This window comes from Gordonia amicalis NBRC 100051 = JCM 11271, from assembly GCF_000332995.1.
In the GTDB taxonomy this organism is placed as follows: Bacteria; Actinomycetota; Actinomycetes; order Mycobacteriales; family Mycobacteriaceae; genus Gordonia; species Gordonia amicalis.
Map to the genome: position 1 here is coordinate 1 of NZ_BANS01000059.1, position 25742 is coordinate 25742.

Here is a 25742-nt window from a genome sequence, read left to right on the forward strand (position 1 = left end):
ACTACCGTGGCGGGTATCCCGGCGCCGGCAGTGCACGTCGCTCGGCGTCACCGGGATGGCGGGCGGGCGCGCATCAGCCGCGTACGCCGCGGTCCGCCGATCCCGGGCGCGATCGGCCGACACACGGCCGCGTGGGACGCCGCTGATCCGGCGTTCGCGGTACCGATCTCGCTGCGCGGGACAGACGTGCACAGTGGCTGGAGATGGAGTGACAACGCCGGTGAATTCGGGTGCAGCACAATCTGATACGACCGGAGGCCCGGGTGGTCGGCCGTTGTCGGTGGTCGTCGCCGGCGGCGGGACCGCCGGACACATCGAACCCGCGCTCGCCGTGGCCGATGCGATCACCCGTATCGACCCCACGGCCCGCCTCACCGCGCTCGGGACCAACCGCGGACTCGAGGTCGACCTGGTGCCCGAGCGGGGATACGACCTCCGGTTGATCCCGCCGGTCCCGTTGCCGCGCAAGCCCGGGATGGATCTCGCCAAGACCCCCGGTCGGCTCGTGTCCTCGGTCGCCGCGACCCGGAGGGTGCTCGCCGACGTGGACGCCGACGTCGTCATCGGCTTCGGCGGGTACGTGTCTGTCCCGGCCTACCTCGCCGCGCAGATGCACCTGCGGCGACGCAAGCGCATCCCGATCGTCATCCACGAGGCGAACGCCTCGGCGGGCATCGCCAACAAGGTGGGCGCCCGGTTCGCCGACCGCGTCCTGGCCGCCGTCGACGGCTCGGGACTCGATGCGACCGTCGTCGGCATGCCCGTCCGCGGTGTCCTCACCGAACTCGACCGCCCGGCCCTGCGTGCCAAGGCCCGGCACTACTTCGGCCTCGACGAGGACGCCCCGACCCTGCTCGTCTTCGGTGGATCCCAAGGCGCGCAACGTCTCAACGATGCGGTGTCGGGGGCGGCCGAGGCCCTTGGTGAAGCGGGCATCGGAGTCCTGCACGCGTACGGACCCAAGAACTCGATCGATCCGGTGATCGTCGACGGCGCGCCGACGTACCGCGGTGTCGGTTATCTCAAGCGGATGGATCTCGCCTACGCCGCAGCCGATCTGGTGATGTGCCGGTCCGGGGCGATGACCGTCGCGGAGGTCTCGGCGACCGGTCTGCCCGCAATCTACGTGCCGTTGCCGCACGGCAACGGCGAACAGCGGCTCAATGCGCTACCCGTCGTCGAGGCCGGCGGCGGACTCATCATCGAGGACTCGGCGGTGAACCCGGAGTGGGTGGCACGTGAGGTGCCGGCACTGCTGCACGACGCGGAGCGGCTGCAGAAGATGTCGGCGGCCGCCGCGGGTACGGGTCATCGCGATGCCGCCGCGGCCGTGGCCGACGCCGCTCTCGAACTCGCGCGCGGGTTCCGTGCGGGCCGGAGGCCGTCGCGCAGGGCGTTTCGATCCCACCGATCGGCCGTCGAGCAGTGACAATCGGACGGGACGGTGCGGGAGGTGACGACATGAGCGAGGGGACGACCGTGGGAATCGGAGGACTGCCGCCGCAGCTGGCCCGCGTGCACATGGTCGGCATCGGCGGCGCCGGGATGTCCGGGCTCGCGCGAATCCTGCTGGCCCGCGGTGGTCAGGTGTCGGGCTCCGATGCCAAGAACAGCCGCGGAATCCTCGAACTCCGCACCCGTGGAGCCCGCGTCCAGGTGGGGCACGATCCGTCCGCACTCGACCAGATCCCGGGCGGGCCGTCGGTGGTGGTGACCACGCATGCCGCGATTCCCAAGACCAACCCCGAGCTGGTGGCCGCGCGGTCGCGGGGCATCCCGATCCTGTTGCGCCCCCGCGTGCTGGCGCAGCTCATGGAGGGCGACCGGACACTGCTGCTCGCCGGAACCCACGGCAAGACCTCGACCACCTCGATGGCCGTCGTCGCGCTCCAGCACGCCGGAAGCGACCCGTCGTTCGCCATCGGCGGCGAGCTCAACGAGTCCGGCACCAACGCCCATCACGGCGGCGACCCCGTCTTCGTGGCCGAGGCCGACGAGAGCGACGGTTCGTTGCTCGAATACACCCCCGACGTCGTCGTCGTCACCAACATCGACGCCGACCACCTCGACTTCTTCGGGTCGATCGAGGCCTATGTGGAGGTGTTCGACAAGTTCACCGAACGTATCCGGACCGGCGGCACCCTCGTGGTGTGCCTCGACGACCCCGGATCGGCTGCGCTGGCCGGACGTGTCTCCGACGCCCTGGCCGCGCGCGGGGTCACGACCGTCGGCTACGGCCGCGGGACCCACGCCGGGCTGGCGCCGGGGGTGCCCAACGTGGCGACGCTGCTGTCCTGGGCGCCGCGCGGCACCGGGGGAGCGGCACGGGTCCGGTTCACGACGCCGGTGACCGGCCCCGCCGACGAGGCCGGCACGGTCGTCGAACGTGAACTCGTGCTCCCGCTCCCGGGAGAACACATGGCGCTCAACGCCATCGCCGCGGTGATCGGCGCCGTCCGGGTGACCGGTGCCGACACCGACTTCGTCTCCGACACCGACACCGACTTCGTCGGGGCCCTCGACCGAGTCCTCGCGGGGATCGGCGCATTCGGCGGGGTCCATCGCCGGTTCGAGTTCCGCGGACGCCGGGGCGGCGTCGAGGTCATCGACGACTACGCCCACCATCCGACCGAGGTGCGGTCGGTGCTCTCCGCGGCCCAGGCGATGATGGCCGCGCGGGTCGGACCCGACGCGCCGCGCGGCCGTGTCATCGCGGTCTTCCAGCCCCACCTGTACTCCCGCACTCTCGAATTCGCCGACGAGTTCGCCGCCGCTCTCGACCTCGCCGACACCGTGGTCGTCGCCGACGTCTACGGCGCCCGCGAGGCGCCGATCCCGGGTGTGAGCGGGCGGACGATCGCGGACCAGCTCACCTCGCCGTCGGTGTTCGCACCGGATCTGTCGCGTCTGGCCGGTCAGGTCGCCGAACTCGCCCGGCCCGGCGACATCGTGCTGACCCTGGGCGCCGGCGACATCACCATGCAGGGACCCGAGATCCTCGCCGCCCTCGGCGGGAGCACCGGGACCGACGCCGTGCACGAGAACGGTGAGGGCTCCGGAAACGGGGACCTCACGGGAGTGCCGTGATCCGCTGGCCGACCCGCCGCCGGTCGCGCCTGATCCTCGGCACCCTCATGGTCGTCGCCGCCGGGGTCGGGCTGGTCCTGATCGCCTATCTGACCCCGCTGATGTCGGTGCGCAACACCGACATCCGGGACAACGGTTCGGTCCCGGCCGACGAGATACTCCGCGCCGCCGCCGTCGCACCGGGTACCCCGCTGCTCCAGGTGGACACCCGAGCCGTCGCGCAGCGGGTCGCCACCATCCCGTCGCTCGAATCGGTCCGTGTGCAGCGGTCCTACCCGTCGTCGCTGACGATCACCGTCGTCGAGCGGGTGCCGGTGGTGATCGTGACGAGCGGGGACGAGGTCCACGTCCTCGATCGTTCGGGGGTGTCCTTCCTCCACTATGTCCGCGCCCAGGGCGTGCCGCCCGAGGTGCTCAAGCTTCCCGTGCTCGAGACCCCGAATCCCGGCCCGGCCGATCCCACCACCCGGGAGGCGATCACCGCGGTCGCCGGACTCCCGGAATCGCTGGCGCGGCAGGTCATCCGGGTGACCGCGACCTCGCCGGTCGACATCGAGTTCATCCTCACCGGGAACCGGCGGGTCGTCTGGGGGGACAGCGACCGGGGAGCGGAGAAGGCGCGAACCCTCACGTACCTGTTGAGCCGCGACGCCAAGATGTACAACGTCTCGAGTCCTGAATTCCCGGCGTACAAGTGATCCCGGCGGTCTCCGTCGGCCTGAGCGGCGCCAGATTCGTTGACGATCGGCCGAATTCACCGAAATTCGGGTGCGACTTCCCGACACGCCGGGCGCTGTTGTGGATACCGGGCCCCGCGATGCCTAGCGTCATCTCCACAACGAACTACTTGACATAACTCTAAATCTATGGTTCAGGTTTAGGGTTTTGCCAGCGCCTGGCGCTGAGAAATCAGCACCGGAACCCGCTGAGGGATCAGCACCCGAAACACAGAGCACGATCCATTACGAGGAAGGCGAGCGCATGACGCCACCGCACAACTACCTGGCCGTCATCAAGGTCGTCGGCATCGGCGGCGGCGGCGTGAATGCCGTCAACCGCATGATCGAGCAGGGGCTCAAGGGAGTCGAGTTCATCGCGATCAACACCGACGCGCAGGCCCTGCTGATGAGCGACGCCGACGTCAAGCTCGACGTCGGTCGCGACTCCACCCGTGGCCTGGGTGCCGGCGCCGATCCGGAGGTCGGCCGACGCGCCGCCGAGGACGCCCGCGACGAGATCGAGGAACTCCTCAAGGGTGCGGACATGGTCTTCGTGACCGCGGGTGAGGGTGGCGGCACCGGCACCGGCGGTGCTCCGGTCGTCGCGCAGATCGCCCGCAAACTCGGTGCGCTCACCGTCGGCGTGGTCACCCGCCCGTTCTCCTTCGAGGGCAAGCGTCGCGGGGGACAGGCCGAGGCCGGTATCACCGCCCTACGCGAGTCCTGCGACACGCTCATCGTCATCCCGAACGACCGCCTGCTGCAGCTCGGCGACGCCCAGGTCAGTCTCATGGACGCGTTCCGGAGCGCCGACGAGGTGCTCCTCAACGGTGTCCAGGGCATCACCGACCTCATCACCACACCGGGTCTGATCAACGTCGACTTCGCCGACGTCAAGGGCGTCATGAGTGACGCCGGCAGCGCCTTGATGGGTATCGGCTCGGCCCGCGGCGAGGACCGTGCCAAGAAGGCGGCCGAGTCGGCGATCAACTCGCCGCTGCTCGAGGCGTCGATGGAAGGCGCACGGGGCGTGCTGATCTCGATCGCCGGTGGCAGCGACCTCGGACTGTTCGAGATCCACAACGCGGCCACCCAGGTCCAGGAGGCGGCCCACGAGGACGCCAACATCATCTTCGGCACCGTGATCGACGACAACCTCGGCGACGAGGTACGCGTCACCGTCATCGCCGCCGGATTCGACGGCGGCACCCCGAAGAAGCGTTCCGACGTCCCGGCCGCGTCCGGTCGCACGGCCGTCGGCCAGGGACAGGCCGGTGCGGTCTCGGCGCCGCCGAAGAACGACCCGCTCTTCGGTGACATGCCGAAGGGCTCGGGTGACCCCTTCGGTGGCGAGCGTGAGCCGGAGCCCCCGCGTCGCAACACCGTGCACCTCGACGACGACGACGACGTCGACGTGCCGTCCTTCATGAAGCGCTGACCCGCATGCGGGTTCGTCGTGTGGTCACCACGCGTGCCGGCGGCGTCTCGGTGGCACCGTATGACTCGTTCAATCTCGGTGACCACGTCGGAGACGACCCGGCGGCGGTGGCCGCCAACCGGAATCGTCTGGCCGAGCAGATCGGGTTGCCCGCATCGTCGGTCGTCTGGATGGAACAGATCCACAGCCGGAATGTGACCGTGGTCGAGGGGCCCGTCGACGAGCCGGTCCCCGCGACCGACGCGCTCGTGACCACCACGCCGGGGCTCGCGCTCGCGGTGCTGTCGGCCGACTGCGTGCCGGTGCTCCTCAGCGACGACGAGGCCGGGGTGATCGCCGGCGTCCACGCCGGCCGCGTGGGTGCTCGCGTCGGCATCGTGCGCGAGACCCTGAAGGTGATGGTCGAACTCGGTGCGCGCGTCGAGTCGATCGGTGCGTTCCTCGGGCCGGCGGCCTCCGGTGAGCAGTACGAGGTGCCCCCGGCGATGCAGGCCGACGTCGAGAAGCATCTGCCCGGAAGTGCCAGCCGCACCAAGAAGGGCACCGCCGGTCTCGACCTCCGAGCGGGCCTGCGCCGCCAGCTCCTCGAGGCCGGGGTCGCCGGGGTCGCGGTGGACCCGCGCTGCACGATCTCGGACACGAGCCTCTTCAGCCACCGGCGTGGCGCGCCGACCGGCCGCCTGGCATCGGTGATCTGGATGGACGAGAGTGCGCCGGACGGGGAGTAGGCCCCCGGTGCTCCACGCGGAGAATGATGGGGGACATGAACGACTCTCTCGATGACGTACGCACCGCCGAGCTCTCGGGGCGTCTCGACGCGGTGCGCGGGCGACTCGACGCAGCCGTCGCATCCGCGGGCCGTCCGGCGGGTTCGTGTGCGCTCATGGTCGTCACCAAGTACTTCCCGGCCGACGACGTCCGGCGGTTGCTGACGCTGGGGGTCCGATTGTTCGGCGAGTCCCGTGAACCCGAGGCCGGACGGAAGGTCGCCGAGGTGCTCGCCGACTGGAGTCCGGCCGATGTCGCCGACGTACCGGTGTTCGACATGATCGGCACGGTCCAGTCGAAGAAGGCCCGTAGCATCGCCCGCTGGGCGCGTGCGGTGCACTCGGTGGATCGTCCGAAGGTGGTCGACGCCCTGGGTCGGGCCGCGCGCGTCGCGCTCGACGAAGGGGAGCGGGCCGAGCCTCTCGGAGTGCTGCTCCAGGTGAGCCTCGACGGAGACCCGCAGCGTGGTGGAGTCGTCGAGGCGGATCTCCCGGCACTCGCCGAACAGGTGTCGAACGACGATGCGCTGACCCTGCGCGGCCTCATGGTCATCGCTCCGCTCAGTGGCGATCGGAAGCACTGGATGGCCGAATCCGCCCGTATCCACAACGCTTTTCGCGAGCAGTACGCCGACGCCGTCGAACTGTCCGCGGGAATGTCCGGTGACATGGAAGAGGCGGTTGAAGCCGGGTCGACATGCGTGCGTGTCGGAACCGCGATCATGGGCGAGCGGCCGCTACTCTCTCAGTAATCACATTGGTAACACCAGAACCAAGTGACACAGACATCTCAACAAGCTCAGTGACATCAGATGCACCATCCGGCGGGGTTGTACACACCGGCGTCGCACGACAGAGAGGCCGACAATGACCACGATGCAGAAGTTCAAGGCGTATTTCGGCATGGTGCCGCCCAGTGAGTACGAGGACGACTACCTCGAGGAGTCCGGCTCGGCCCTGCGTGCCCCGTCGCGTGATCGCGCCTACCGCGACGACTACTACGGCGACCCCTCCTACGATCCCGGCTACGAGCCGTCGCTTCGTGATGTCGGTTTCCGCGACGCCGGCTACCGCGACGAGATGGCCTACGACGACCGTCGTTTCGACGGCGGATACGAACTCGCCGGCGACTTCGCCCCCGAATTCGCCTACGCCGGACCGCGACCCGCACCCGAGGCGCCGATGCGTTCGGCAGCTCGCCTCGAGCCGCTGCAGCGTTCGTCGAGTGCCGCCCTGCGTGCCGCCTCGTCGCGACCGATGAGTGCCGAGCACCGGGAACTCGAGCGTGTCTTCGCCGACGGCCCGCTGCAGAAGATCACCACCCTGCGTCCCTCGGACTACGGCGAGGCCCGCACGATCGGTGAGCGCTTCCGCGACGGCAACCCGGTCATCATGGACCTCGTCGACATGACCAACGACGACGCCAAGCGTCTCGTCGACTTCGCCGCGGGCCTGGCCTTCGCGCTCCGCGGTTCGTTCGACAAGGTCGCGACCAAGGTCTTCCTGCTGTCGCCGGCCGACGTGGACGTGTCGCCCGAGGATCGGCGCAAGATCGCCGAGACCGGCTTCTACAACCACGCCTGATGCAGGTGGGCGCCCTCGGTTCGCATCGTTCGGTGCTCTTCAGGCAATCTTGACGCGTGGCTGCGATTTTGTTGGGCGTCCTGTACTACGTCCTGTTGGTTTTCTGGTTGCTTCTCCTGGGTCGGCTCGTCGTCGAGTTGGTGCGGACGTTCGCCCGTGAGTGGCGACCCACCGGGGTGGCGGTGGTGATCATCGAGACGGTGTTCACCCTGACCGATCCGCCGATCAAGGCGTTGCGCCGCATCCTGCCGCCGATCCCGCTGGGTCCGATCCGCCTGGATCTGTCGCTGATGATCGTCATGCTCGTCGTCATCATCGCCATGAATGTCGTCAATGGTCTCCGCGCCGACGCGGTCGCCGAGTCGCTGGCCGCCGCACTGGTTCTCACCCGCTCCTAGTCCGCCCGCGGCTCGGCCCCCGGCACCCCTCCGACCCGAGTACCTTGAGGTACGGCGATGAACTACCGTTGGTGGTCGTCTTCAGATGTCCCTGCCGAATCGGACAGTTTCGATCCGGCCGAAGATCAAGGGTGCAACCTACGGTTCGCATGTGACAGGATTGGACGCCAGTTACTATTTTTGACTGGTATGAATAGTTAGTGACAACCTGTATTGGTCGAACGACTCACGTCGCGCGATCCGGGTTGGACGGCACGCCAATTGAACACAAGCTCCACCACAGACACGAGGGGAACCGACATGCGGCTGACTCCAGCTGATGTGCACAACGTCGCGTTCAGCAAACCGCCTATCGGTAAGCGCGGCTACAACGAGGATGAGGTCGATCAGTTCCTCGATTTCGTCGAGGCCGAGCTCGCCCGGCTGATCGAAGAGAACACCGACCTGAAGCAGCGCGTCGAGGAGCTCGAGGGTGAGCTCGCCGACGCCCGGTCGGGAGCCGGCGCCGCCCCCGCCGAAGAGCGGACCCAGATGTTCGCCAAGCCGCCGGTGCAGGAGCAGCCCGCTCCCGTCCAGCAGCCCGCCGCGCCTGCCGCCAACGACGACGCCAACGTCCGCGCCGCCCGCGTCCTCGCGCTGGCGCAGGACACCGCGGATCGCCTGACCGGCAGCGCACGCGCCGATGCCGACGCGATGCTGGCCGATGCGCAGACCCGCGCCGACACGATGGTTTCGGAGGCGCAGAGCAAGTCCGATGCCATGCTTGCCGACGCGCGTCAGCGTTCGGAGGCCATCCTGGCCGACGCGCAGACCCGTTCCGAGGCGCAGCTGCGGCAAGCGCAGGAGCGTGCGGACGCACTGCAGAGCGATGCCGAGCGCAAGCACAGCGAGATCATGGGCACGATCAACCAGCAGCGTGGTGTGCTCGAGGGTCGGATCGAGCAGCTCAAGACGTTCGAGCGTGAGTATCGCACCCGCCTGAAGACCTACCTCGAATCGCAGCTCGAGGAGCTGCAGCAGCGCGGCAGCGCGGCACCGGTCGAGGGTGGTCGTCCCGATCAGTCGTTCTCGAACGACCCGGGCAGCGGCGGTTTCAGCAGCTACTCGCCGAGCTGACCGCGCGCCGGTCATGCACCCTAGGCTGGTGATGTGCTGAGCTTGGCCCTGGGCGCGACCCTCATCGGGTTCGTGCTGCTCATCCTCGGTCTCATCACCGGGACCGTGTGGCTTGCCGTTGCCTGCATCGTCATCTGTCTCCTCGGCCTGGCCTTCCTGCTCGTCGATGTGTTCTCGGGTCGTAACCGGGACGCCGCGCGATCTCTGGAAGACATGGTCCCGGGAGTCGGACGCGAGGACGAGACCGACGACAACGCCGATCGCGAAAAGGCTGCCTACGAGCCTCCGTCCTTCGAACCCGGGATGGCCGAACCGTCGGGACCGTCGGCTTCTCGGCCGGCGTCACCCGAGAGTCGTCCGGCGCCGGAACGTCGCGAGGGCAACCTCGAGGACTACCTGCGGTCGGTCGGCGAGCCCGTCGGCCCCGCAGCCGACTCCGGCCCGACACCGTCACCGGGTCCGACGCCGGGTGGACAGGCGGCCCCTGGCCGGGCGCCATCGGGGCCGCCGCCGCGTGCGCCCCAGCGGACGGCGGGTCCGCAGCAGTCCGGGGGCCGGCCACCCCAGGCTCCCCGCTCGCCGCAATCCGGTCCCTTCCGGTCCGGTCCGTCCCAGCCCGGTCCACGTCCTCCGCAGTACGGGGCGCCGACTTCGGGTCCCCAGCCGCAGTACGGGCAGGGGCCTTCCGGACAGTTGCCGGGGTGGGGGCAGGACTCCCCGCGATCCGATCCGGCACAGGCCGGCGAACGGCCGCCGGGGGAACAGACCGAATCCCCTGAACCGAGGCCGGGACGGCGACGCGCGCCGGACTTCGATCCGCTCGACCCGAACTGGCGTCCGCCGATCGACTGATCTTGTTCATACGAGGATCTGATTCTCGCGACGATGCACCGCCCGGACGGCGATAGGCGATTCGCCCGTTCGGGCGGTGCGTCGTTACACTGGTTGACGCGTTGATCCGGCCATCACCGGGGAGCACCCGGAAGAACGGCACCGTGAGGCGCTCAGTAGAACCGGGCGGGCGTGGCCCGTTACAGCCACAGGACCGTACGGGGTGACCCGCGCGATCCGATGAGTGGCGCCGGAGTTCCGGCGCAAGCGGGGTGGTACCGCGCAGACCTGACGGTGTGCGTCCCCGTGCCGAGGAGCGACATCACCAGGCACGAGGAGACGAGCCGTGACCAACGCCAACGAGACGGGCGCGAATGCGACCGGGCGTGTGTACCCCAAAGTCGACATGACGGGTGGGACGGGGCGAAGCGCCCCCGATTTCCCGTCCGTGGAGCAGAACGTCCTGAAATACTGGGACGACGACTCGACCTTCGCCGCCTCCATCGACAACCGTGCCGACGCCGAGGAGTTCGTCTTTTACGACGGCCCGCCCTTCGCCAACGGCCTGCCCCACTACGGCCATCTGCTGACCGGCTACGTCAAGGATGTGGTACCGCGGTACCAGACCATGCGTGGCAAGAAGGTCGATCGCCGATTCGGTTGGGATACACACGGTCTGCCCGCCGAACTCGAGGCCGAGCGGCAGCTCGGGATCACCGACAAGTCGGAGATCGAGAAGATGGGCATGGCGAAGTTCAACGAGTACTGTCGTGACTCGGTTCTCCGCTACACCGGCGAGTGGCGCGACTACGTCACCCGCCAGGCGCGCTGGGTGGACTTCGACAACGACTACAAGACGCTCGACCTCGACTTCATGGAGTCGGTCATGTGGGCGTTCAAGGCGCTCTACGACAAGGGCCTGATCTACCAGGGCTACCGCGTGCTGCCCTACAGCTGGTACGAGCAGACGCCGTTGTCGAACCAGGAGTCCAAGCTCGACGACGCCTACCGGATGCGTCAGGACCCGGCGGTGACCGTTCTGATGCCGCTGTCGGTGCCCGAGGGTCCGCTGGCCTCGCTCGACGGTGTCAACGCACTGATCTGGACCACGACGCCCTGGACGCTGCCCTCGAACCTCGCGATCGCGGTCAACCCCGAGGTCACCTACGTCCACGTCAAGGCCGCCGACGGCCGTCAGTACCTGCTGGCCGAGGCGCTGCTGGGCGCGTACGCCAAGGAGATCGCCGAACCCGAGGTGGTCGGCACCCATCTGGGCAAGGATCTCGAGAACCTCTCCTACACACCGCCCTTCGACTTCTTCGTCGGACACCCGAACGCGCACCGGGTGTTGGTCGGCGACTACGTGACCACCGAGAGCGGCACCGGCGTCGTGCACCTCGCGCCCGCGTTCGGTGAAGAGGACATGGAACTCGCGACCGCCAACGGCATCGAGGTCGTGCAGCCGCTCGACCCGGGCGGCCGTTTCACCGCGCAGGTCCCGCCGTACGAGGGCCAGATGGTCTTCGACGCCAACCCGGTCATCATCAAGGACCTCAAGGCGGCCGGCCGCATCCTGCGACACGAGACCATCGAGCACTCCTACCCGCACTCGTGGCGGTCGGGACAGCCGCTGATCTACATGGCGGTGCCGTCGTGGTTCGTGGCCGTCACCCAGTTCCGCGACCGCATGGTGGAGCTGAACAAGCAGATCACCTGGGTGCCCGAACACATCCGTGACGGCCAGTTCGGCAAGTGGCTTGAGGGTGCGCGCGACTGGAACATCAGCCGCAACCGCTACTGGGGTGCGCCGCTGCCCGTGTGGATCTCCGACAACCCGGAGTACCCGCGCACCGACGTCTACGGTTCGCTCGACGAACTCGAGCGCGACTTCGGCGTGCGCCCGGACAACCTGCACCGGCCTCACATCGACGAGCTGACCCGGCCGAACCCGGACGATCCGACCGGGCGGTCGACCATGCGCCGTGTGCCCGAGGTGCTCGACTGCTGGTTCGAGTCCGGTTCGATGCCGTATGCCCAGGTGCACTACCCGTTCGAGAACCGCGACTGGTTCGACGGTGGGGACTCGGCAGGCGCCCCGCCGCACAACCCGGGCGACTTCATCGTCGAATACAACGGACAGACGCGCGGCTGGTTCTACACCATGCACGTGCTGGCGACGGCCCTCTTCGACCGCCCGGCATTCAAAACCGTTGCCGCGCACGGCATCGTGCTGGGCGACGACGGCCAGAAGATGTCCAAGTCCAAGCGCAACTACCCGGATGTCAACGAGGTCTTCGACCGCGACGGCTCCGACGCCATGCGCTGGTTCCTGATGGCGTCGCCGATCCTGCGCGGTGGCAACCTGGTGGTGACCGAGCGCGGCATCCGGGAGGGTGTGCGTCAGGCGCTGCTGCCGTTGTGGAACGCCTACAGCTTCCTGCAGCTGTACGCGGAGCGTCCGGCGACGTGGCGGACCGACTCCCGGCACGTCCTCGACCGGTACATCCTGGCGAAGCTCGCGACCACCCGGGACGCGATGACCGAGGCGCTCGACGTCTACGACATCGCGGGTGCATGCGACGCCTTCCGCGAGTTCGTCGAGGCGCTGACCAACTGGTACGTGCGTCGTTCGCGGGCACGGTTCTGGGCCGGTCAGGACGAGGACACCGACGCCTTCGACACCCTGTACACGGTGCTCGAAGTGGCCTCCCGCCTCGCGTCGCCCCTGCTGCCGCTGGCGACCGAGGCCATCTGGCGCGGGCTCACCGGCGAACGGTCGGTCCACCTGACCGACTGGCCGACCGCCGACGAGCTGCCCGCCGACGCCGACCTGGTCGCCGCGATGGACGAGGTGCAGGCGGTCTGTTCGGTCGCGTCGAGCGTGCGCAAGGCCAACAAGCTGCGTGTGCGTCTCCCGCTGCCCGGTCTGACCGTCGCGTCGCCGACCGCCGCCGCGCTCGAGCCCTACGTCGACCTGGTCAAGGACGAGATGAACGTCAAGGCGGTCACGCTCGCCACCGACGCCAGCGAGTACGGGCGCTATGAGATCGCGGTCAACGCCCGCGCGGCCGGGCCGCGTCTGGGCAAGGACGTGCAGCGCGCCATCAAGGCGGTGAAGTCGGGCAACTGGTCGGTGCAGGCCGGGGCCGACGGTTCCGAGGTCGTCGTCGCCGACGGCATCGAGCTGCACGACGGTGAGTTCACCAGGAAGCTCGTGGCCGTCGAACCCGATTCCACCGCGGAGCTGCCCGGTGGTCGGGGACTGGTCGTCCTCGACACCGCGGTGACCCCCGAGCTGGAGGCCGAGGGCTGGGCGAAGGACCGTGTGCGCGAGCTGCAGGACGCGCGCCGCAACCTCGACCTCGACGTCTCCGATCGCATCACGGTGCGCCTCGTCGTCCCCGCCGAGCGTCTCGAGTGGGCGCAGACCCACGCCGGACTCATCGCCGGTGAGGTTCTCGCCGTGGAGTTCGACGTCACCGCGGAGGGCGCGCCGGGGTCCGTCGAACTCGGTGACGGGGTCACCGCCGACGTCGCGAAGGCCGGCTTACCACCGATTTCGCGGTAGCTGTCACATTTCTGCCGCCGTCGGTGTCTCGAGGATGACCACCTCGAACACCGACGGAAGGCAGAACCATGAGCACCACCGACACCACGCAGGAAATCCAGGTAGTCGCACGGACGCACGTGGTCGTCCTCGGCGCGGGCTATGCCGGCGCGATGGCGGCCAACCGGCTCCGGCGCAACCCCGCCGTCGCCGTCACGGTCGTGAACCCGCAACCGTTCTTCGTGCAGCGCATCCGGTTGCACCAGTTCGTCTCGGGAACCGGTGATCCGCTGGTCGGCTTCGACGACGTGCTGGCCGACGACATCCGCGTCGTCGTCGACACCGCTACCCGTATCGACGCCGGTGCGCGCCGTGTGCATCTCGCGTCGGGCGCGCACCTCGACTACGACCACCTGATCTATGCGATCGGTACCCGGCACCGAACCCCGGAGATCCCCGGGGCGGAGCATGCCCTGTTCATCGCCGATTGGGCGAGCGCACAACGGATTCGCGAACGCGTGGAAGGTCTCGGCGCACACGAGATGATCACCGTCGTCGGTGGGGGACTCACCGGGATCGAGGTCGCCGCCGAACTCGCCGAACGCGGCCACGACGTGCGTCTGGTGGGCGGCAGGGGGATCGCGTCATCGGTGGGGGAGCGGGCCCGGAGCGCCACGGAGAAGCAGCTGATCCGACTCGGCGTCGACGTCGTGGACACGGGCCGCGTGGTCGAGATCGGCGAGCGGACCGTCACCGTCGACATCGACGGCGAACGAAACGTACTGCCGAGCGCGGCAACGATTCTCGCCACCGGCTTCGAGGCCCCGGAACTGGCGGCCGACAGCGGCCTGGCGACCGACGAGATCGGCCGCCTGCGCACCGACGCGACCCTGGCCGGCATCGACGACGATCGGATCGTCGGCGCCGGTGACGCGGTCGCGGTCGAGGGCATGCCCCTGAGGATGAGCTGCCAGGCCGCCGAGCCGCTGGGTGCTCAGGCGGCCGAAGCGGTGCTCGCCCGGATCGCCGGTGAGCAGCCGAATCCCGTCGACCAGGGTTTCGTCGCGCAGTGCGCCAGCATCGGCCGCCGCGCGGCCACCCTACAGTTCACGCGTCGCGACGATTCGCCGGCGCGTGCAGTGGTGACCGGTCGTCTCGCGGCCTGGACCAAGGAGTTGGTGTGCCGCGGTACGGTGTGGAACATCCGTCATGAGGCCACCCACCCCGGTGCGTTCCGGTGGTTCCGCGGCGGCGACCTGACCACGACGACCGAACCGGCCCTCCGATGAGAGGCACGATGGTGAACAGCAGCGAATCCGACCGTCGAGCAACACGTTTCGCGGAACTTCGGCCGCTGCTGTTCACGGTCGCCTACGAGATCGTCGGGTCCGCGGCCGACGCGGACGACGTCCTGCAGGAGAGCTACCTGAGGTGGGCCGAGGTCGACGACGCCGATGTCACCGACCCGAAGGCCTACCTCGCGAAGATCGTCACGCGCCAGGCACTCAACGCCCTGCGTTCCCGCTCGCGGCGTCGGGAGGAGTACGTCGGCCCGTGGCTTCCAGAGCCGATCCTGCTCGACGACCGCGATCTCGCCGACGACGTCGTACTGGCCGAGTCGGTGTCCACGGCGATGCTGGTGGTGCTGGAGTCCCTGAACCCCGACGAGCGTGCGGTGTTCGTCCTGCGTGAGGTGTTCGGTTTCTCCTACACCGAGATCGGGACGATGGTCTCGAAGTCCTCGGCTGCGGTTCGCCAGATCGCGCATCGGGCACGGTCGCATGTCGAGTCGCGGCGGCCCCGTTTCGAACCGGTCGATGCGCAACGTGCCGGCGCGGTCGTCGAGGAGTTCCTTGCCGCCGCGCAGTCCGGGGAGGTCGAGTCCCTCATGGCGCTGCTGTCTCCCGACGTCGTGTTCACGGCCGACAGCGACGGCAAGGCCACCGCGGTCAAACGGCCGGTCCGGGGCGCCCTGCCGGTGGCACGCCTGCTCACCGGCTTCGCGCGGCTCGGGGCGACGATCGACGACTACCGGGTCGAGGTCGCCGTGTTCAATCACGAGCCGGGCATGCTGGTGTACTTCGACGGGAAACTACAGGGCGCCTTCACGTTCCACATCGTGGACGGTGTGATCGAGCAGATCTACGCGATGCGCAATCCCGACAAGCTGGTCGGGGTGGAGGAGCCGCGCACGATCGCCCGCTGACGCGACCGACTCATGCACCTACATGTGCGCAGTTGCGCACATGTAGGATGGCTGCATCGTGTAGTCAGGCGGAATGAGGAGACGCTGTGTGGGATGTCCTGGCCCATCCGGTCTACCGAAGGCTGTTCACCGCTCAGGTGGTGGCCCTGGTGGGGACGGGGCTGTTGACCATTGCGCTGGGGCTGCTCGCCTACGACATCGCCGGCGAGGACGCCGGGGCGGTGCTGGGCACCGCACTGGCGATCAAGATGGTCGCCTATGTCGTCGTCGCGCCGGTGATCACGGCGGTGACCGAGCGTCTGCCGCGGCGAGCGGTGATGGTCTCGGCCGATGCGGTGCGGGCCGTGATCGCGCTGATGCTGCCGTTCATCGGTTCGACGTGGCAGATCTATGTGCTCATCTTCGTGTTGCAGGCCGCCTCGGCGACCTTCACTCCTACCTTCCAGGCCGTGATCCCGTCCGTGCTCACCCACACCGACGACTACACCAAGGGCCTGTCGCTCTCGCGGCTGGCGTATGACCTCGAGTCGCTGACCAGCCCCGCGATCGCCGGCGCACTGCTGCTGGTCATCTCCTACAACCAACTCTTCGTCGCCACGGCGCTCGGGTTCCTCGTATCCGCGGCGCTGGTCATCTCCACCCGACTTCCGCGCATCACCGCGGCCGCCGAGAACGAGCGACTACGTACGCGGATCACCAAGGGAGCCCGGGTGATGGTCGGCCACGCACCTCTCCGGGGCCTGCTCGCACTGAATATGGTGGTCGCCACCGCGACCGGCCTGGTGGTCGTCAACACCGTCGTCTATGTCCGATCGCTGCTCGGCGGGGTCAATGCCGGTGTCGCCATGGCGTTGGCAGCGTACGGCGGTGGGTCGATGCTCGTCGCATTGGCGATGCCGAGACTTCTCGGACGGATGTCGGATCGGCGCGTGATGATGACCGGCGCGCTGCTCGTCGTCGTCGGTCTGGTGTGTACGGCGATCCTGCTCGCCACCTCGGTGTCCCCGGTCGTCGGATGGGTCTGGCTGATCACTGCGTGGACGGTGATCGGCGCGGCGACGTCGGCCATCAGCACCCCGACGGCCCGTCTGCTGCGCGACTACTCCACCGAGTCGAACAGGCCCGCGGTGTTCACCGCGCAGTTCTCGCTGTCGCATGCGTGTTTTCTCGTCACCTACCCGCTTGCCGGCTGGGTGGGGGCGCAGGTGTCCCAGCTCACTGCCGCCATCATCCTGGCAGCCCTGGCTACACTTTCAGCGATGGCGGCCACACGACTCTGGCCGGCTACTTACCCGAGGCCCATCATGGCCGGTGTGGAAAGGTGAACACGAATGGGCAGTGGCACGGAAGGCGCCGATCCCGCCCCTTCGCTCACGTCGACGAGGCCTAGTCTCGACCACCGCACACCACCGGATGCCGAGAGGCTCGACGCGGCCACCCGGACATTCCGGATGCTCGCCGATTCCACTCGGCTCCACATCCTGTGGCAACTCAGTCACGGCGAAGCCGACGTCTCCGCGCTCGCCGAAGCCTGCGATGCATCGCGCACCGCGGTCAGCCAGCACCTCGCCAAGCTGCGCTTCACGGGCCTCGTCGAGACCCGCAGAGACGGCCGCCGGATCGTCTACCGCCTTCACGACGGACACCTCGCACGCCTCGTCCGGGAAGGGCTCAACCATGCCGGCCACTTCGTCACCGGCGAACCACCGCACGACTGACCGGCCGTGCGCTGTCACGTGAACAGCATCGACAGCGTCAGTTCGATCTGGGACCGGAAGAGCGCACGCGGATGGGCGAAGGTGTCCGTGCCGTACTGGCCGAAGGTCTCCAGGCTGATGGCGCCGACCAGGACCGCCCACAGGGTGGTCGACGCCGCCAGCACGCGGACCGGGGTGTCGATGCCGAACTCGTCGCGGATGGCGGCCATGTCATCGGTGACTTCGATTGCGGGAGTAGGTAGGTCGTCCCGGATGAGACCCTCGGAGTAGGCGGCCGCGCACTCGCGCAGGAGCAGGGCGGGGATGCGCGTACCCGGCTCGATGGTCTGGTCGCCGGGTGCGGTGTAGCCCGGGACCGGACTGCCGTAGAGCAGTGCCCAGCGGGCGGGGTCGGCGAGTGCCCAGTCCCGGGCGGCCTCGGCCGCGGCGAGCAGTCGCTCCCGGCGGCGGGTGGGGTCGACCGTCTCGACCGCCGCGTCGATCGCATCGCCGACGTCGTTGTAGGCCTCGACGAGCAGCATCGTCAGCAGGTCGTCGCGACTGGGGACGTATCGGTAGACCGCCGACGACACGACACCCATCTCGCGGGCGATCGCCCGCAGTGACAGACCCGCTGCGCCGTGGGTGGCGAGATGCTCGCGTCCGAGTCTGCGGATCTCGTCGGTCATCATCGCGCGGTTCTCCGCGCGGCTTCGTCCGGTCGCCATGCGACGATCCTTCCACAATTCGAGAGCAGTGCTCTTGATTTCTACCGCGTCCGGGTGCACACTTGAAACGAGAGCGGTGCTCTCGAATTCTTCCGGCCACCATGAAAGGCGTCGACACCATGACCTCGACCACCCACTACCGCGCCCCCGAGGGCTTCGACAACGTCGTCAACCGCACCGTCCGCTGGCTCGCCGACCACGGCGTCAACCTGGCCGGTGCCCAGAACCTCACCGTCGTCGGTCGCCGCAGCGGTGATCCGCAGCGCGTCCCGGTGAACGTCCTGCGATTCGACGGCGGCGAGTACCTCGTCTCGCCGCGCGGCAACACCCAGTGGGTTCGCAACGTGCGCGCCGCCGGAACGGCCGAACTCAGCCGGGGCCGCCGGCGGACCGTCGTCGCCCTGACCGAGGTCGACGCGGACCGGCGTCCGCCGATCATCGGCGAGTATCTGCGCAAGTGGGGCTGGGAGGTCGGCCGGTTCCTGCCCGAGGGGCTCGGCACCAAGCCGTCCGACGACGACCTCGCGCGCCATGCAGGTTCGATCCCCGTCTTCGTCATCCGTCCTGCTCACTAGACTCGGACGAGTGGTGCGCCCGGATCCCGACTCGACGATCGCCGACGGTTCATCGGTTCCCGAGCGGTGGATGTCCGGCGGGCAGTCGGGTGCCGCGCCGGCGGGCGACGACTCCGAGCGCGGGGCCCGTTGGGTGATGCATCTCGACATGGATGCGTTCTTCGCCTCGGTCGAACAGCTCACCCGGCCCACTTTGCGTGGCCGCCCGGTCCTCGTGGGCGGTTCCGGTGGCCGGGGAGTGGTGGCCGGGGCGAGCTACGAAGCACGGGTGTTCGGAGCCAGGTCGGCGATGCCGATGCATCAGGCCCGACGCCTCATCGGCCCGACCGGCGTCGTCGTACCCCCGCGCGGCGCGGTCTACGGCAAGGTCAGCAAGCGGGTGTTCCGCATTGTTCGCGAAGCGGTTCCGGTGATCGAAACGCTCTCTTTCGACGAGGCGTTCGCGGAACCGGCCGAACTCGCCGGGGCGACGGTCGCGCATGCGCGGGAGTTCGCGGAGATGTTGCGTACCCGCATCCGCACCGAATGCGGACTCGCCGCCTCGGTCGGGCTCGGCAGCGGAAAGCAACTCGCCAAGATCGCGTCGGGAATGGCGAAACCCGATGGCGTGATGGTGATCCCGCCGTCTGGGGAGATCGATTTCCTGCACGAACTGCCGGTGCGCAAACTGTGGGGGATCGGTCCGGTCTCGGGGGATCGCCTCGCACGTCTGGGAATCGACACCATCGGCGACCTCGCCGCGATGTCGCCGATCGAGGTCGCCTCGGTACTCGGCGCCACGGTCGGACCGGCACTGCACCGTCTCGCCCAGGGGGTCGACGACCGACCGGTGGCCGAGCGTGCCTCGGCCAAACAGATCAGCGCCGAGTCGACCTTCGCCACCGACATCGTCGACCTCGACGAACTGCGCAAGGCGATACGAAAAGCCGCCGCCGACGCGCATCGTCGGCTGCTCAAGGACGGGCGCGGCGCGCGCACGGTGGTGTTGAAGCTCAAACGTTCCGACATGTCGATCCTCACCCGGTCGGCGACCACCGCCGCGGCCACGACCGATCTCGACGACCTCGAGCGCACCGCCCAGCGCCTCGCTCTCGACCCGCGGACGGTCGGGTCGATACGGCTTGTGGGCGTGGGCTTCTCGGGTCTCACGGCGGTGCAGCAGTACGCACTGTTCGACGACCTCGACACCTCGCCCGACGAGACGACGCACCACGACACCGCGTCGGCGGGATCCGCCCCGGGATCGTCACCGGAATCCGGTGACGTCGTCGAGGTGTCGGAGACGGTTCACGATCCCACCGCCGACACCGAATCACCCGAACCCGTGCGATTCGCTCCCGGCGGCAATCCGCTGAGCCGGGCGCCGTTCGCTCCCGGCGCCGATGTGGAACACCCCGAGTTCGGTCACGGGTGGGTGCAGGGGAGTGGGCACGGCGTCGTCACCGTCCGCTTCGAGACACGGACCACCGGGCCCGGACGGACGCGCACCTTCGGCGTCGACGACCCCGACCTACGCCTCGCCGACCCGCTCGACAGCCTCGAATGGGATCTCGCCGGCGACGAGGAGTGATCGCCGCGCCGGCCACTCGTGCGGCGTCACTTCCCGGACGCGGAGAAGAACTCGGCGATGGCCTCGGGGCTCGAGCGTGCCGTCAGCAGCGCGATCAGCGCCATCCGGGCCTGCGGCGCACGCAGCCACGGTGACACGATCGCGCCCGCACGATGCAGGTCGACGGCGCCGCCCCCACCGCCGTAGGTCGCCGACACCTCGCCGTACGGCACCCGACTCGTCACCACGACGGTCACCCCGTGCGCGACCGCGAGCACGACCTCGGCGGTGATGTCCGGATGGGTGTTGCCCGAACCCGTCGCGGCGAGCACGATGCCGGCGGCGTTCTGCGCGACCGCGGCCGCGATCAGCCCGGGCGACACGCCGGGATACAGCGCGAAGGTGTCGACTCGCGCGGTCCGGCCGATGGGGATCTCGTCGGTCAGCACCGGACGCGGCAGGTCGGTGCGCACCGAATCGAAGGCGGCGGTGTCGGTCGTCGACACCTTGAACAGCCCGCGGGCCGGCAGGACGCGGCCGCCGGCGACCACGAGGACGCCGCGACCGCGCGACTCCGGGTCGCGGACCGCCGCCAGGGCCGCGCCGAGGTTCCGGGGACCGTCCGCGTGGGGGTGGTCGGCCGGCAACTGCGCGCCGGTGAAGACGACCGGCCGCTCGTCGAGGCAGTAGAGATCCGCCAGGAAGGCCGTCTCCTCCATCGTGTCGGTGCCGTGGGTCACCACCACGCCGTCGACCTCGGGGTCGGCGAGCGCCTCGGCGATGGACCGCACCACCGCGAACTGGTCGGCGACGGTCATCGCCGAACTGTCCACCGACATCAGGTCGACGCTGCGAACGGTGCCCGCGCCGGTGTCCCCGGTCGCCGACAACAGGTCGTCGGCACCGAGCGCGGGCACGGCACCGTCGGCGGTGGTCTGGGCGGCGATGGTGCCACCGGTGGTGAGCAGCACGGTCGACCGGGCGGGCGGCGGATTAGCGGTCATGGACGTCAAGCCTCACGGCACGTCGCCGGGCCGTCAAGCACCGTGACCGCGTCGAGCCCGCTGGCATCTCCAGGAGCCGTCGAGCGTCGTCGCCCACGGCGTGGAACCCGGATGTCGCGGCTGCGTTTGGCATAGTGGTGTGGGCTGTCGCCGGGCTCGCCCGGCAGACCCCATCGGCGAACCACGGGAAAGCGCCCCGGCGCGCCCACGTCCACAGACATAGTGAGGGAGATCGTTGAAGTATCGGAAGTTTCTTGGCGCGACCATGATCGCGGCCGCATTGATGACCGGCGTCGCCGCCTGCGGTGGTGACGACAGCGACGCACCGCCCGCCCCGACCCTGACCAGCACCGCCGACGCCGCCGCCGGCGGTGACACCGGCTCCGCGATCACCAACGGCAGCAAGCCGCCGTCGATCGCCGCCCTCAACGAGCTCGTCGCCACCGCCGTGGACCCGAAGGTCCCCCGTGACGAGAAGATCGTCCTCGTCCAGGGTTCGGAGAAGGATCCGGCCATCTTCGACGAGCTGGTCAAGGCCCGTGCGGAGAACTCGGACGTGGACTGGGTCCTGGTGAACCCGGTCATCAGCTCCGGCCCGAAGAAGGCCCGCGTCAAGGTCCGCATCGAGACCGCAGGCAACCCGCCGACCAACGCCGAGTCGACCATCGTCTACGACGACGGCCGCTGGAAGCTGTCCAACGAGACCGTGTGCAACCTGCTCGGCCTGTACCAGGTCCAGAGCGCCATGTGCAAGCCTGCGAGCTAGGCAGGCGGCCTCTCGGCTGACCCCGGGGAAACCGGGTTGTCCCTCACCGCCAGGTGACGGTCAACCCGGTTTTCTGTACCAGGGGACGCGACGGGTCCGCCCCGACGAGTTCGCGCGCACCGGTGTAGGTCAGCTCGCCGCCGACCGGGAGCCCGCGCGTGAGGTCGACTTCCACGGTTCCACCGCCTTCGGAACTGAACCGGCTGATCGTGAGCGTGTCGTTGCCGCCCGGGATGGCGAACACCGAGTTGACCGGGGTCTCCTCCGCGGAGAACTGGATGGTGAGACGGTTGCCGTCCCAGGCCGAGAGTCGTGCGTCGATCGTCTGCGTGACCGTCGCGGCCGCCGAGATGACGCGTTCGGTGCGCCACCTGGCGCCCACCGCGATCGGTTCGGTCGGCAGTGCGATCGAGGTGTTCAGCGCCGTCACCAGGGACTGTTCGACCGCCAGGCGCGCTTCCTCGCCCGCCTGCTCCGGCGGGGCGAGACGCAACGCGACGGGTGCGAGCCCGGGACCCGTCGTCAGTCCGGCCTTCGTCCCGGCCATCGCCGGCAGTTGTCCGTTGAGGGACGCATCCGGCGAGGTCACGGTGCCCAGCTCGAGTTCCACCTCCGACCTGTCGGTGCAGGAGAACCGCGCGGTCAGCGGTGTCTCGACGGTCTCGGCGTCCGCCGACCCCGGCGAGGCGACCTCGGAGGTCGTCACCAAGGTCACCGACTGTGTGGAGGAGGTGTCAGGAGCGGGGGAGGCGACCCGGCGCTCGCCTTCACCTGCGTCGACCAGCGTGACCGTGGCCGGCGAGATCGGCACCGGCGCCGCTCCGGCTGCCCGGGAGGGTGATTCGTTCACACAGCCGGCCGAGGTCGCCGAACCTGTGCCGGTGTCGTCGTCGGAGTCCGACGAGCACCCCGCGACCAGCACGGACACCGCCGTGACGACTGCGCACGCGGAGACAACGGACCGGAACAAACGACGATGCGAGGACACGGGTAGCCAGCGTATTCGACCGGTCGTGGACAATGAGGCTGTGGATGACCAACCCCTGACGGATTCCGGCAACGCGGATCCGCGCGGCGCCCGCTCTCCGGACGCCGACCGCGATCAGGTCCGATCGGACGACGCGACCCCCGGACGACGCTTCTCCAAGGTGACCGCAGCGCTCCTCGGCGTCGCGCTCGTCGTCATCGGGCTCGATCTGCTGACCAAGACCATCGCCGTCGCCACCCTCGATCCGCAGCGCCCGATCGAGATCATCGGCGACGTCGTCACGCTGCGACTCGTGCGCAACAGCGGCGCCGCCTTCTCGCTGGCCTCGGGATACACCTGGGTCCTGACCGTCATCGCACTGATCGTCGTGGCCGTCATCATCCGCTACAGCAGTCGACTGAACTCGTGGGGATGGGCGATCGGTCTCGCGCTCGTGCTCGGCGGCGCGATCGGCAACCTCATCGACCGCATCTTCCGCGCACCGGAGCCGCTTCAGGGCCACGTCGTCGACTTCGTCTCGGTGGGCTGGTGGCCGGTCTTCAACGTGGCCGACTCCGCCGTGGTCTGCGGGGCGATCCTGCTGGTGGCCCTGTCGGCCCTGGGCTTCGACTACGACGGCAGCCGCACCGGGTGGGCGGCCCGGCGTGACCGGCATCCCGACGACACCGGCAGCACCGACAAGACCGACGGCAACGAGGACGGGGGCAGTACCCATGCGTGAATCACGCGTCGTACCGGTACCCGACGGACTCGACGGCATGCGCGTCGACGCGGGCGTCTCCCGCATGCTGGGACTGTCGCGCAACGTCGTGGCCACCCTGGCCGAGGACGGCGACGTCCTCGTCGACGGGATCGTCGTCGGCAAGTCACACAAGCTCGCCGCGGGCACCCTGCTGCACGTCACGCTGCCCGAACCCGAGGAACCGCTGCGGGTCGAGCCGACGCCGGTGGAGGACCTCGAGGTGATCTACCACGATTCCGACATCGTGGTCGTCGACAAGCCGGTCGGAGTGGCCGCGCATCCATCGCTCGGCTGGAGTGGTCCCACCGTGATCGGCGCGCTGGCCGCCGCCGGGTTCCGGATCTCGACCTCCGGCGCGCACGAGCGGCAGGGGATCGTCCACCGCCTCGACGTCGGAACCTCCGGCGTCATGGTGGTCGCCGTCTCCGAACGCGCCTACACGCTGCTCAAGCGGGCGTTCAAGCAGCGGACCGTTTACAAGGGCTACCACGCCCTCGTCCAAGGACATCTCGACCCGCCGTCGGGCACCATCGACGCGCCGATCGGCCGGCATCGGGGCAACGACTGGAAGTTCGCCGTGACCGCGAACGGCAAGCCGAGCATCACCCACTACGACACCCTCGAGATGTTCGCGGCGGCGTCGTTGCTCGACGTCCACCTCGAAACCGGCCGTACGCATCAGATCCGCGTCCACTTCGCGGCGCTGCACCATCCGTGCTGCGGCGACCCGACCTACGGTGCGGACCCGGTCCTGGCCCGCAGGCTCGGTCTCGAACGACAGTGGCTGCATGCGCGGACGCTGCGTTTCGCGCATCCCGCGGACGGTCGCACGGTCGAGTTCACCTCGGACTATCCAGAGGACCTCCAGCACGCACTCGACGTCCTGCGCGCCACCTGAGCATCGGGTCGGGCCTCGCCGGAGGCGTTGCATTCGTTCGGCCGTCAACCGGCGACATCGTCGGTGAACTCGCCTAGATTGAGAGAGTGTTCGAGCCTGGAACGGTGATCGCCGGGTACCGCGTCGAGCGACTCCTCGGCAGCGGCGGCATGGGCGCTGTCTTCCTCGCCCGGCACCCGGAGCTCCCCAGGTATGACGCACTGAAGGTGCTGAAGGACTCGGCAGGCTTGACCGACAACAACTTCCGGCGCCGATTCCTCCGCGAGGCCGAGGTCGCGGCCACCCTGGACCACCCGAACATCGTGACCGTCTTCAATCGCGGCCGGGCGACGGTCCCCACCGCGTCCGAGACCGGTCGGTCGGATGTGCTGTGGATCGCGATGCAGTACGTGCCGGGCACCGACTGTGCCCGTGAGCTCGCCGACATCGGGAGATTCACACCGTCGCGGGTCGCGCACATCGCGTCGCAGGTCGCCCGCGGCATCGACCACGCCAACCGCCGGGGTCTCACCCACCGCGACGTCAAACCCGGGAACATCCTGCTCGCCGAGGTCGACGAGGACTCGACGGTCGAGGAACAGCGGGTGTTGCTCACCGACTTCGGCGTCGCCAAGATCTCCGACGAGACCGAGGCCCTCACCTCGGTCGGCACCGTGCTGGCCACCCTGTCCTACGCCTCACCGGAACAGCTGATGGGACGGACGCTGGACGGTCGTAGCGATCAGTACTCGCTGGCGGCCTCGACCTTCCACCTGCTCACCGGCCGGGTGCCGTTCGACGACCGCGACACCGGCGCGGTCATCGGCGCACACCTCAAGGACCCGGTGCCGCGGGCATCCGAACTCGTCGCCGGGTTGCCCACCGGGGTCGACGCGGTGATCACCAGGGCGATGGCGAAGACACCCGAGGAGCGGTTCGCGAACTGCCGCGAGTTCGCCGACGCACTGACGGCGAGTCTCCGGCACGTGCCTCGACCGTCGGTTCCCGACGCCGAGGCCGTCACCGTGCGCGGACTCTCGCCGCGCCCGGCCGGCGGGAACCATCAGGCCTCGCGAAACCAACCCGGGCCGATGCCGGCCACACGTCGCGCGGTTCCGCCGCC

At 69.0% G+C, this 25742-nt stretch carries 24 protein-coding genes; 21 read left to right on the forward strand and 3 right to left on the reverse strand.

What is annotated here, in order from left to right; all coding sequences use genetic code 11:
- The first annotated feature begins 220 nt into the window (after positions 1-220).
- The 15 genes from murG to GOAMI_RS21245 all read left to right on the forward strand — a co-directional run bounded on the left by murG (position 221) and on the right by GOAMI_RS21245 (position 17411).
- Complete coding sequence (gene murG / locus GOAMI_RS21175) at positions 221-1429, forward strand: undecaprenyldiphospho-muramoylpentapeptide beta-N-acetylglucosaminyltransferase (RefSeq protein WP_040005077.1); 1209 nt, start codon at positions 221-223, stop codon at positions 1427-1429.
- A 32-nt stretch (positions 1430-1461) separates the two neighbouring features.
- Positions 1462-3087, forward strand: coding sequence for a UDP-N-acetylmuramate--L-alanine ligase (gene murC, locus GOAMI_RS21180; protein WP_006438667.1), 1626 nt, complete (start codon positions 1462-1464; stop codon positions 3085-3087).
- Complete coding sequence (locus GOAMI_RS21185) at positions 3084-3785, forward strand: cell division protein FtsQ/DivIB (protein WP_006438668.1); 702 nt, start codon at positions 3084-3086, stop codon at positions 3783-3785. The genes murC and GOAMI_RS21185 overlap by 4 nt, the downstream gene beginning before the upstream one ends.
- Positions 3786-4068: 283 nt before the next feature.
- Entirely contained in the window at positions 4069-5244 is a 1176-nt protein-coding gene (ftsZ, locus tag GOAMI_RS21190; RefSeq protein ID WP_006438669.1) for a cell division protein FtsZ, read from the forward strand.
- Positions 5245-5249: 5 nt separating this feature from the next.
- Positions 5250-5972 (forward strand): peptidoglycan editing factor PgeF, encoded by a 723-nt coding sequence (pgeF, locus tag GOAMI_RS21195; protein ID WP_006438670.1) that lies wholly within the window; start codon positions 5250-5252, stop codon positions 5970-5972.
- A 26-nt stretch (positions 5973-5998) separates the two neighbouring features.
- Positions 5999-6763: a YggS family pyridoxal phosphate-dependent enzyme gene (locus GOAMI_RS21200; RefSeq protein WP_006438671.1), complete on the forward strand. Its 765-nt coding sequence runs from the start codon at positions 5999-6001 to the stop codon at positions 6761-6763.
- A gap of 115 nt (positions 6764-6878) precedes the next feature.
- Entirely contained in the window at positions 6879-7595 is a 717-nt protein-coding gene (locus GOAMI_RS21205) for a cell division protein SepF (RefSeq protein WP_006438672.1), read from the forward strand.
- A gap of 56 nt (positions 7596-7651) precedes the next feature.
- Entirely contained in the window at positions 7652-7993 is a 342-nt protein-coding gene (locus tag GOAMI_RS21210; protein ID WP_006438674.1) for a YggT family protein, read from the forward strand.
- 300 nt (positions 7994-8293) lie between these two features.
- Entirely contained in the window at positions 8294-9109 is an 816-nt protein-coding gene (gene wag31, locus GOAMI_RS21215; RefSeq protein ID WP_006438675.1) for a DivIVA-like cell division protein Wag31, read from the forward strand.
- A 33-nt stretch (positions 9110-9142) separates the two neighbouring features.
- Positions 9143-9961 carry a hypothetical protein gene (locus GOAMI_RS21220; RefSeq protein ID WP_006438677.1) on the forward strand — a complete coding sequence of 273 codons (819 nt, stop codon included), beginning with the start codon at positions 9143-9145 and terminating at the stop codon, positions 9959-9961.
- A gap of 385 nt (positions 9962-10346) precedes the next feature.
- Positions 10347-13508, forward strand: a complete 3162-nt coding sequence (ileS, locus tag GOAMI_RS21225; protein WP_210737828.1) for an isoleucine--tRNA ligase — start codon at positions 10347-10349, stop codon at positions 13506-13508.
- Between the two features lie 68 nt (positions 13509-13576).
- Entirely contained in the window at positions 13577-14776 is a 1200-nt protein-coding gene (locus GOAMI_RS21230; RefSeq protein ID WP_006438679.1) for an NAD(P)/FAD-dependent oxidoreductase, read from the forward strand.
- 8 nt (positions 14777-14784) lie between these two features.
- A complete protein-coding gene (locus GOAMI_RS21235) occupies positions 14785-15693 on the forward strand; it encodes an RNA polymerase sigma-70 factor (protein WP_006438680.1) in 909 nt (302 codons plus the stop codon).
- A gap of 86 nt (positions 15694-15779) precedes the next feature.
- Positions 15780-17018 carry an MFS transporter gene (locus tag GOAMI_RS21240; RefSeq protein WP_006438681.1) on the forward strand — a complete coding sequence of 413 codons (1239 nt, stop codon included), beginning with the start codon at positions 15780-15782 and terminating at the stop codon, positions 17016-17018.
- A gap of 6 nt (positions 17019-17024) precedes the next feature.
- Positions 17025-17411, forward strand: coding sequence for an ArsR/SmtB family transcription factor (locus GOAMI_RS21245; RefSeq protein WP_006438682.1), 387 nt, complete (start codon positions 17025-17027; stop codon positions 17409-17411).
- 14 nt (positions 17412-17425) lie between these two features.
- On the opposite strand, the gene GOAMI_RS21250 is transcribed toward GOAMI_RS21245, so the two are convergent.
- Positions 17426-18118 carry a TetR/AcrR family transcriptional regulator gene (locus tag GOAMI_RS21250; RefSeq protein ID WP_006438683.1) on the reverse strand — a complete coding sequence of 231 codons (693 nt, stop codon included), beginning with the start codon at positions 18116-18118 and terminating at the stop codon, positions 17426-17428.
- A gap of 119 nt (positions 18119-18237) precedes the next feature.
- On the opposite strand from GOAMI_RS21250, the gene GOAMI_RS21255 reads away from it, so the two are divergent.
- A complete protein-coding gene (locus tag GOAMI_RS21255; protein WP_006438684.1) occupies positions 18238-18693 on the forward strand; it encodes a nitroreductase family deazaflavin-dependent oxidoreductase in 456 nt (151 codons plus the stop codon).
- A 70-nt stretch (positions 18694-18763) separates the two neighbouring features.
- The gene (locus tag GOAMI_RS21260; RefSeq protein WP_051995454.1) at positions 18764-20263 is read left to right on the forward strand and encodes a DNA polymerase IV; all 1500 of its coding nucleotides are present in this window, start codon (positions 18764-18766) and stop codon (positions 20261-20263) included.
- 26 nt (positions 20264-20289) lie between these two features.
- On the opposite strand, the gene GOAMI_RS21265 is transcribed toward GOAMI_RS21260, so the two are convergent.
- Positions 20290-21246 carry an asparaginase gene (locus GOAMI_RS21265; protein WP_006438686.1) on the reverse strand — a complete coding sequence of 319 codons (957 nt, stop codon included), beginning with the start codon at positions 21244-21246 and terminating at the stop codon, positions 20290-20292.
- A gap of 235 nt (positions 21247-21481) precedes the next feature.
- On the opposite strand from GOAMI_RS21265, the gene GOAMI_RS21270 reads away from it, so the two are divergent.
- On the forward strand, positions 21482-22012 hold the full coding sequence (locus GOAMI_RS21270; protein ID WP_462138115.1) for a WKL family lipoprotein: 531 nt from the start codon (positions 21482-21484) through the stop codon (positions 22010-22012).
- Between the two features lie 43 nt (positions 22013-22055).
- Here GOAMI_RS21270 and GOAMI_RS21275 read toward each other — a convergent pair whose 3' ends face one another.
- A complete protein-coding gene (locus GOAMI_RS21275; protein WP_006438688.1) occupies positions 22056-23000 on the reverse strand; it encodes a hypothetical protein in 945 nt (314 codons plus the stop codon).
- A 40-nt stretch (positions 23001-23040) separates the two neighbouring features.
- On the opposite strand from GOAMI_RS21275, the gene lspA reads away from it, so the two are divergent.
- The 3 genes from lspA to GOAMI_RS21290 all read left to right on the forward strand — a co-directional run.
- Positions 23041-23721 (forward strand): signal peptidase II, encoded by a 681-nt coding sequence (lspA, locus tag GOAMI_RS21280; protein WP_051995453.1) that lies wholly within the window; start codon positions 23041-23043, stop codon positions 23719-23721.
- Entirely contained in the window at positions 23714-24640 is a 927-nt protein-coding gene (locus tag GOAMI_RS21285; protein ID WP_006438690.1) for an RluA family pseudouridine synthase, read from the forward strand. The genes lspA and GOAMI_RS21285 overlap by 8 nt, the downstream gene beginning before the upstream one ends.
- Positions 24641-24726: 86 nt before the next feature.
- Positions 24727-25742: serine/threonine-protein kinase (locus GOAMI_RS21290; RefSeq protein WP_006438691.1), on the forward strand; the 1016-nt coding region annotated here is incomplete at its 3' end.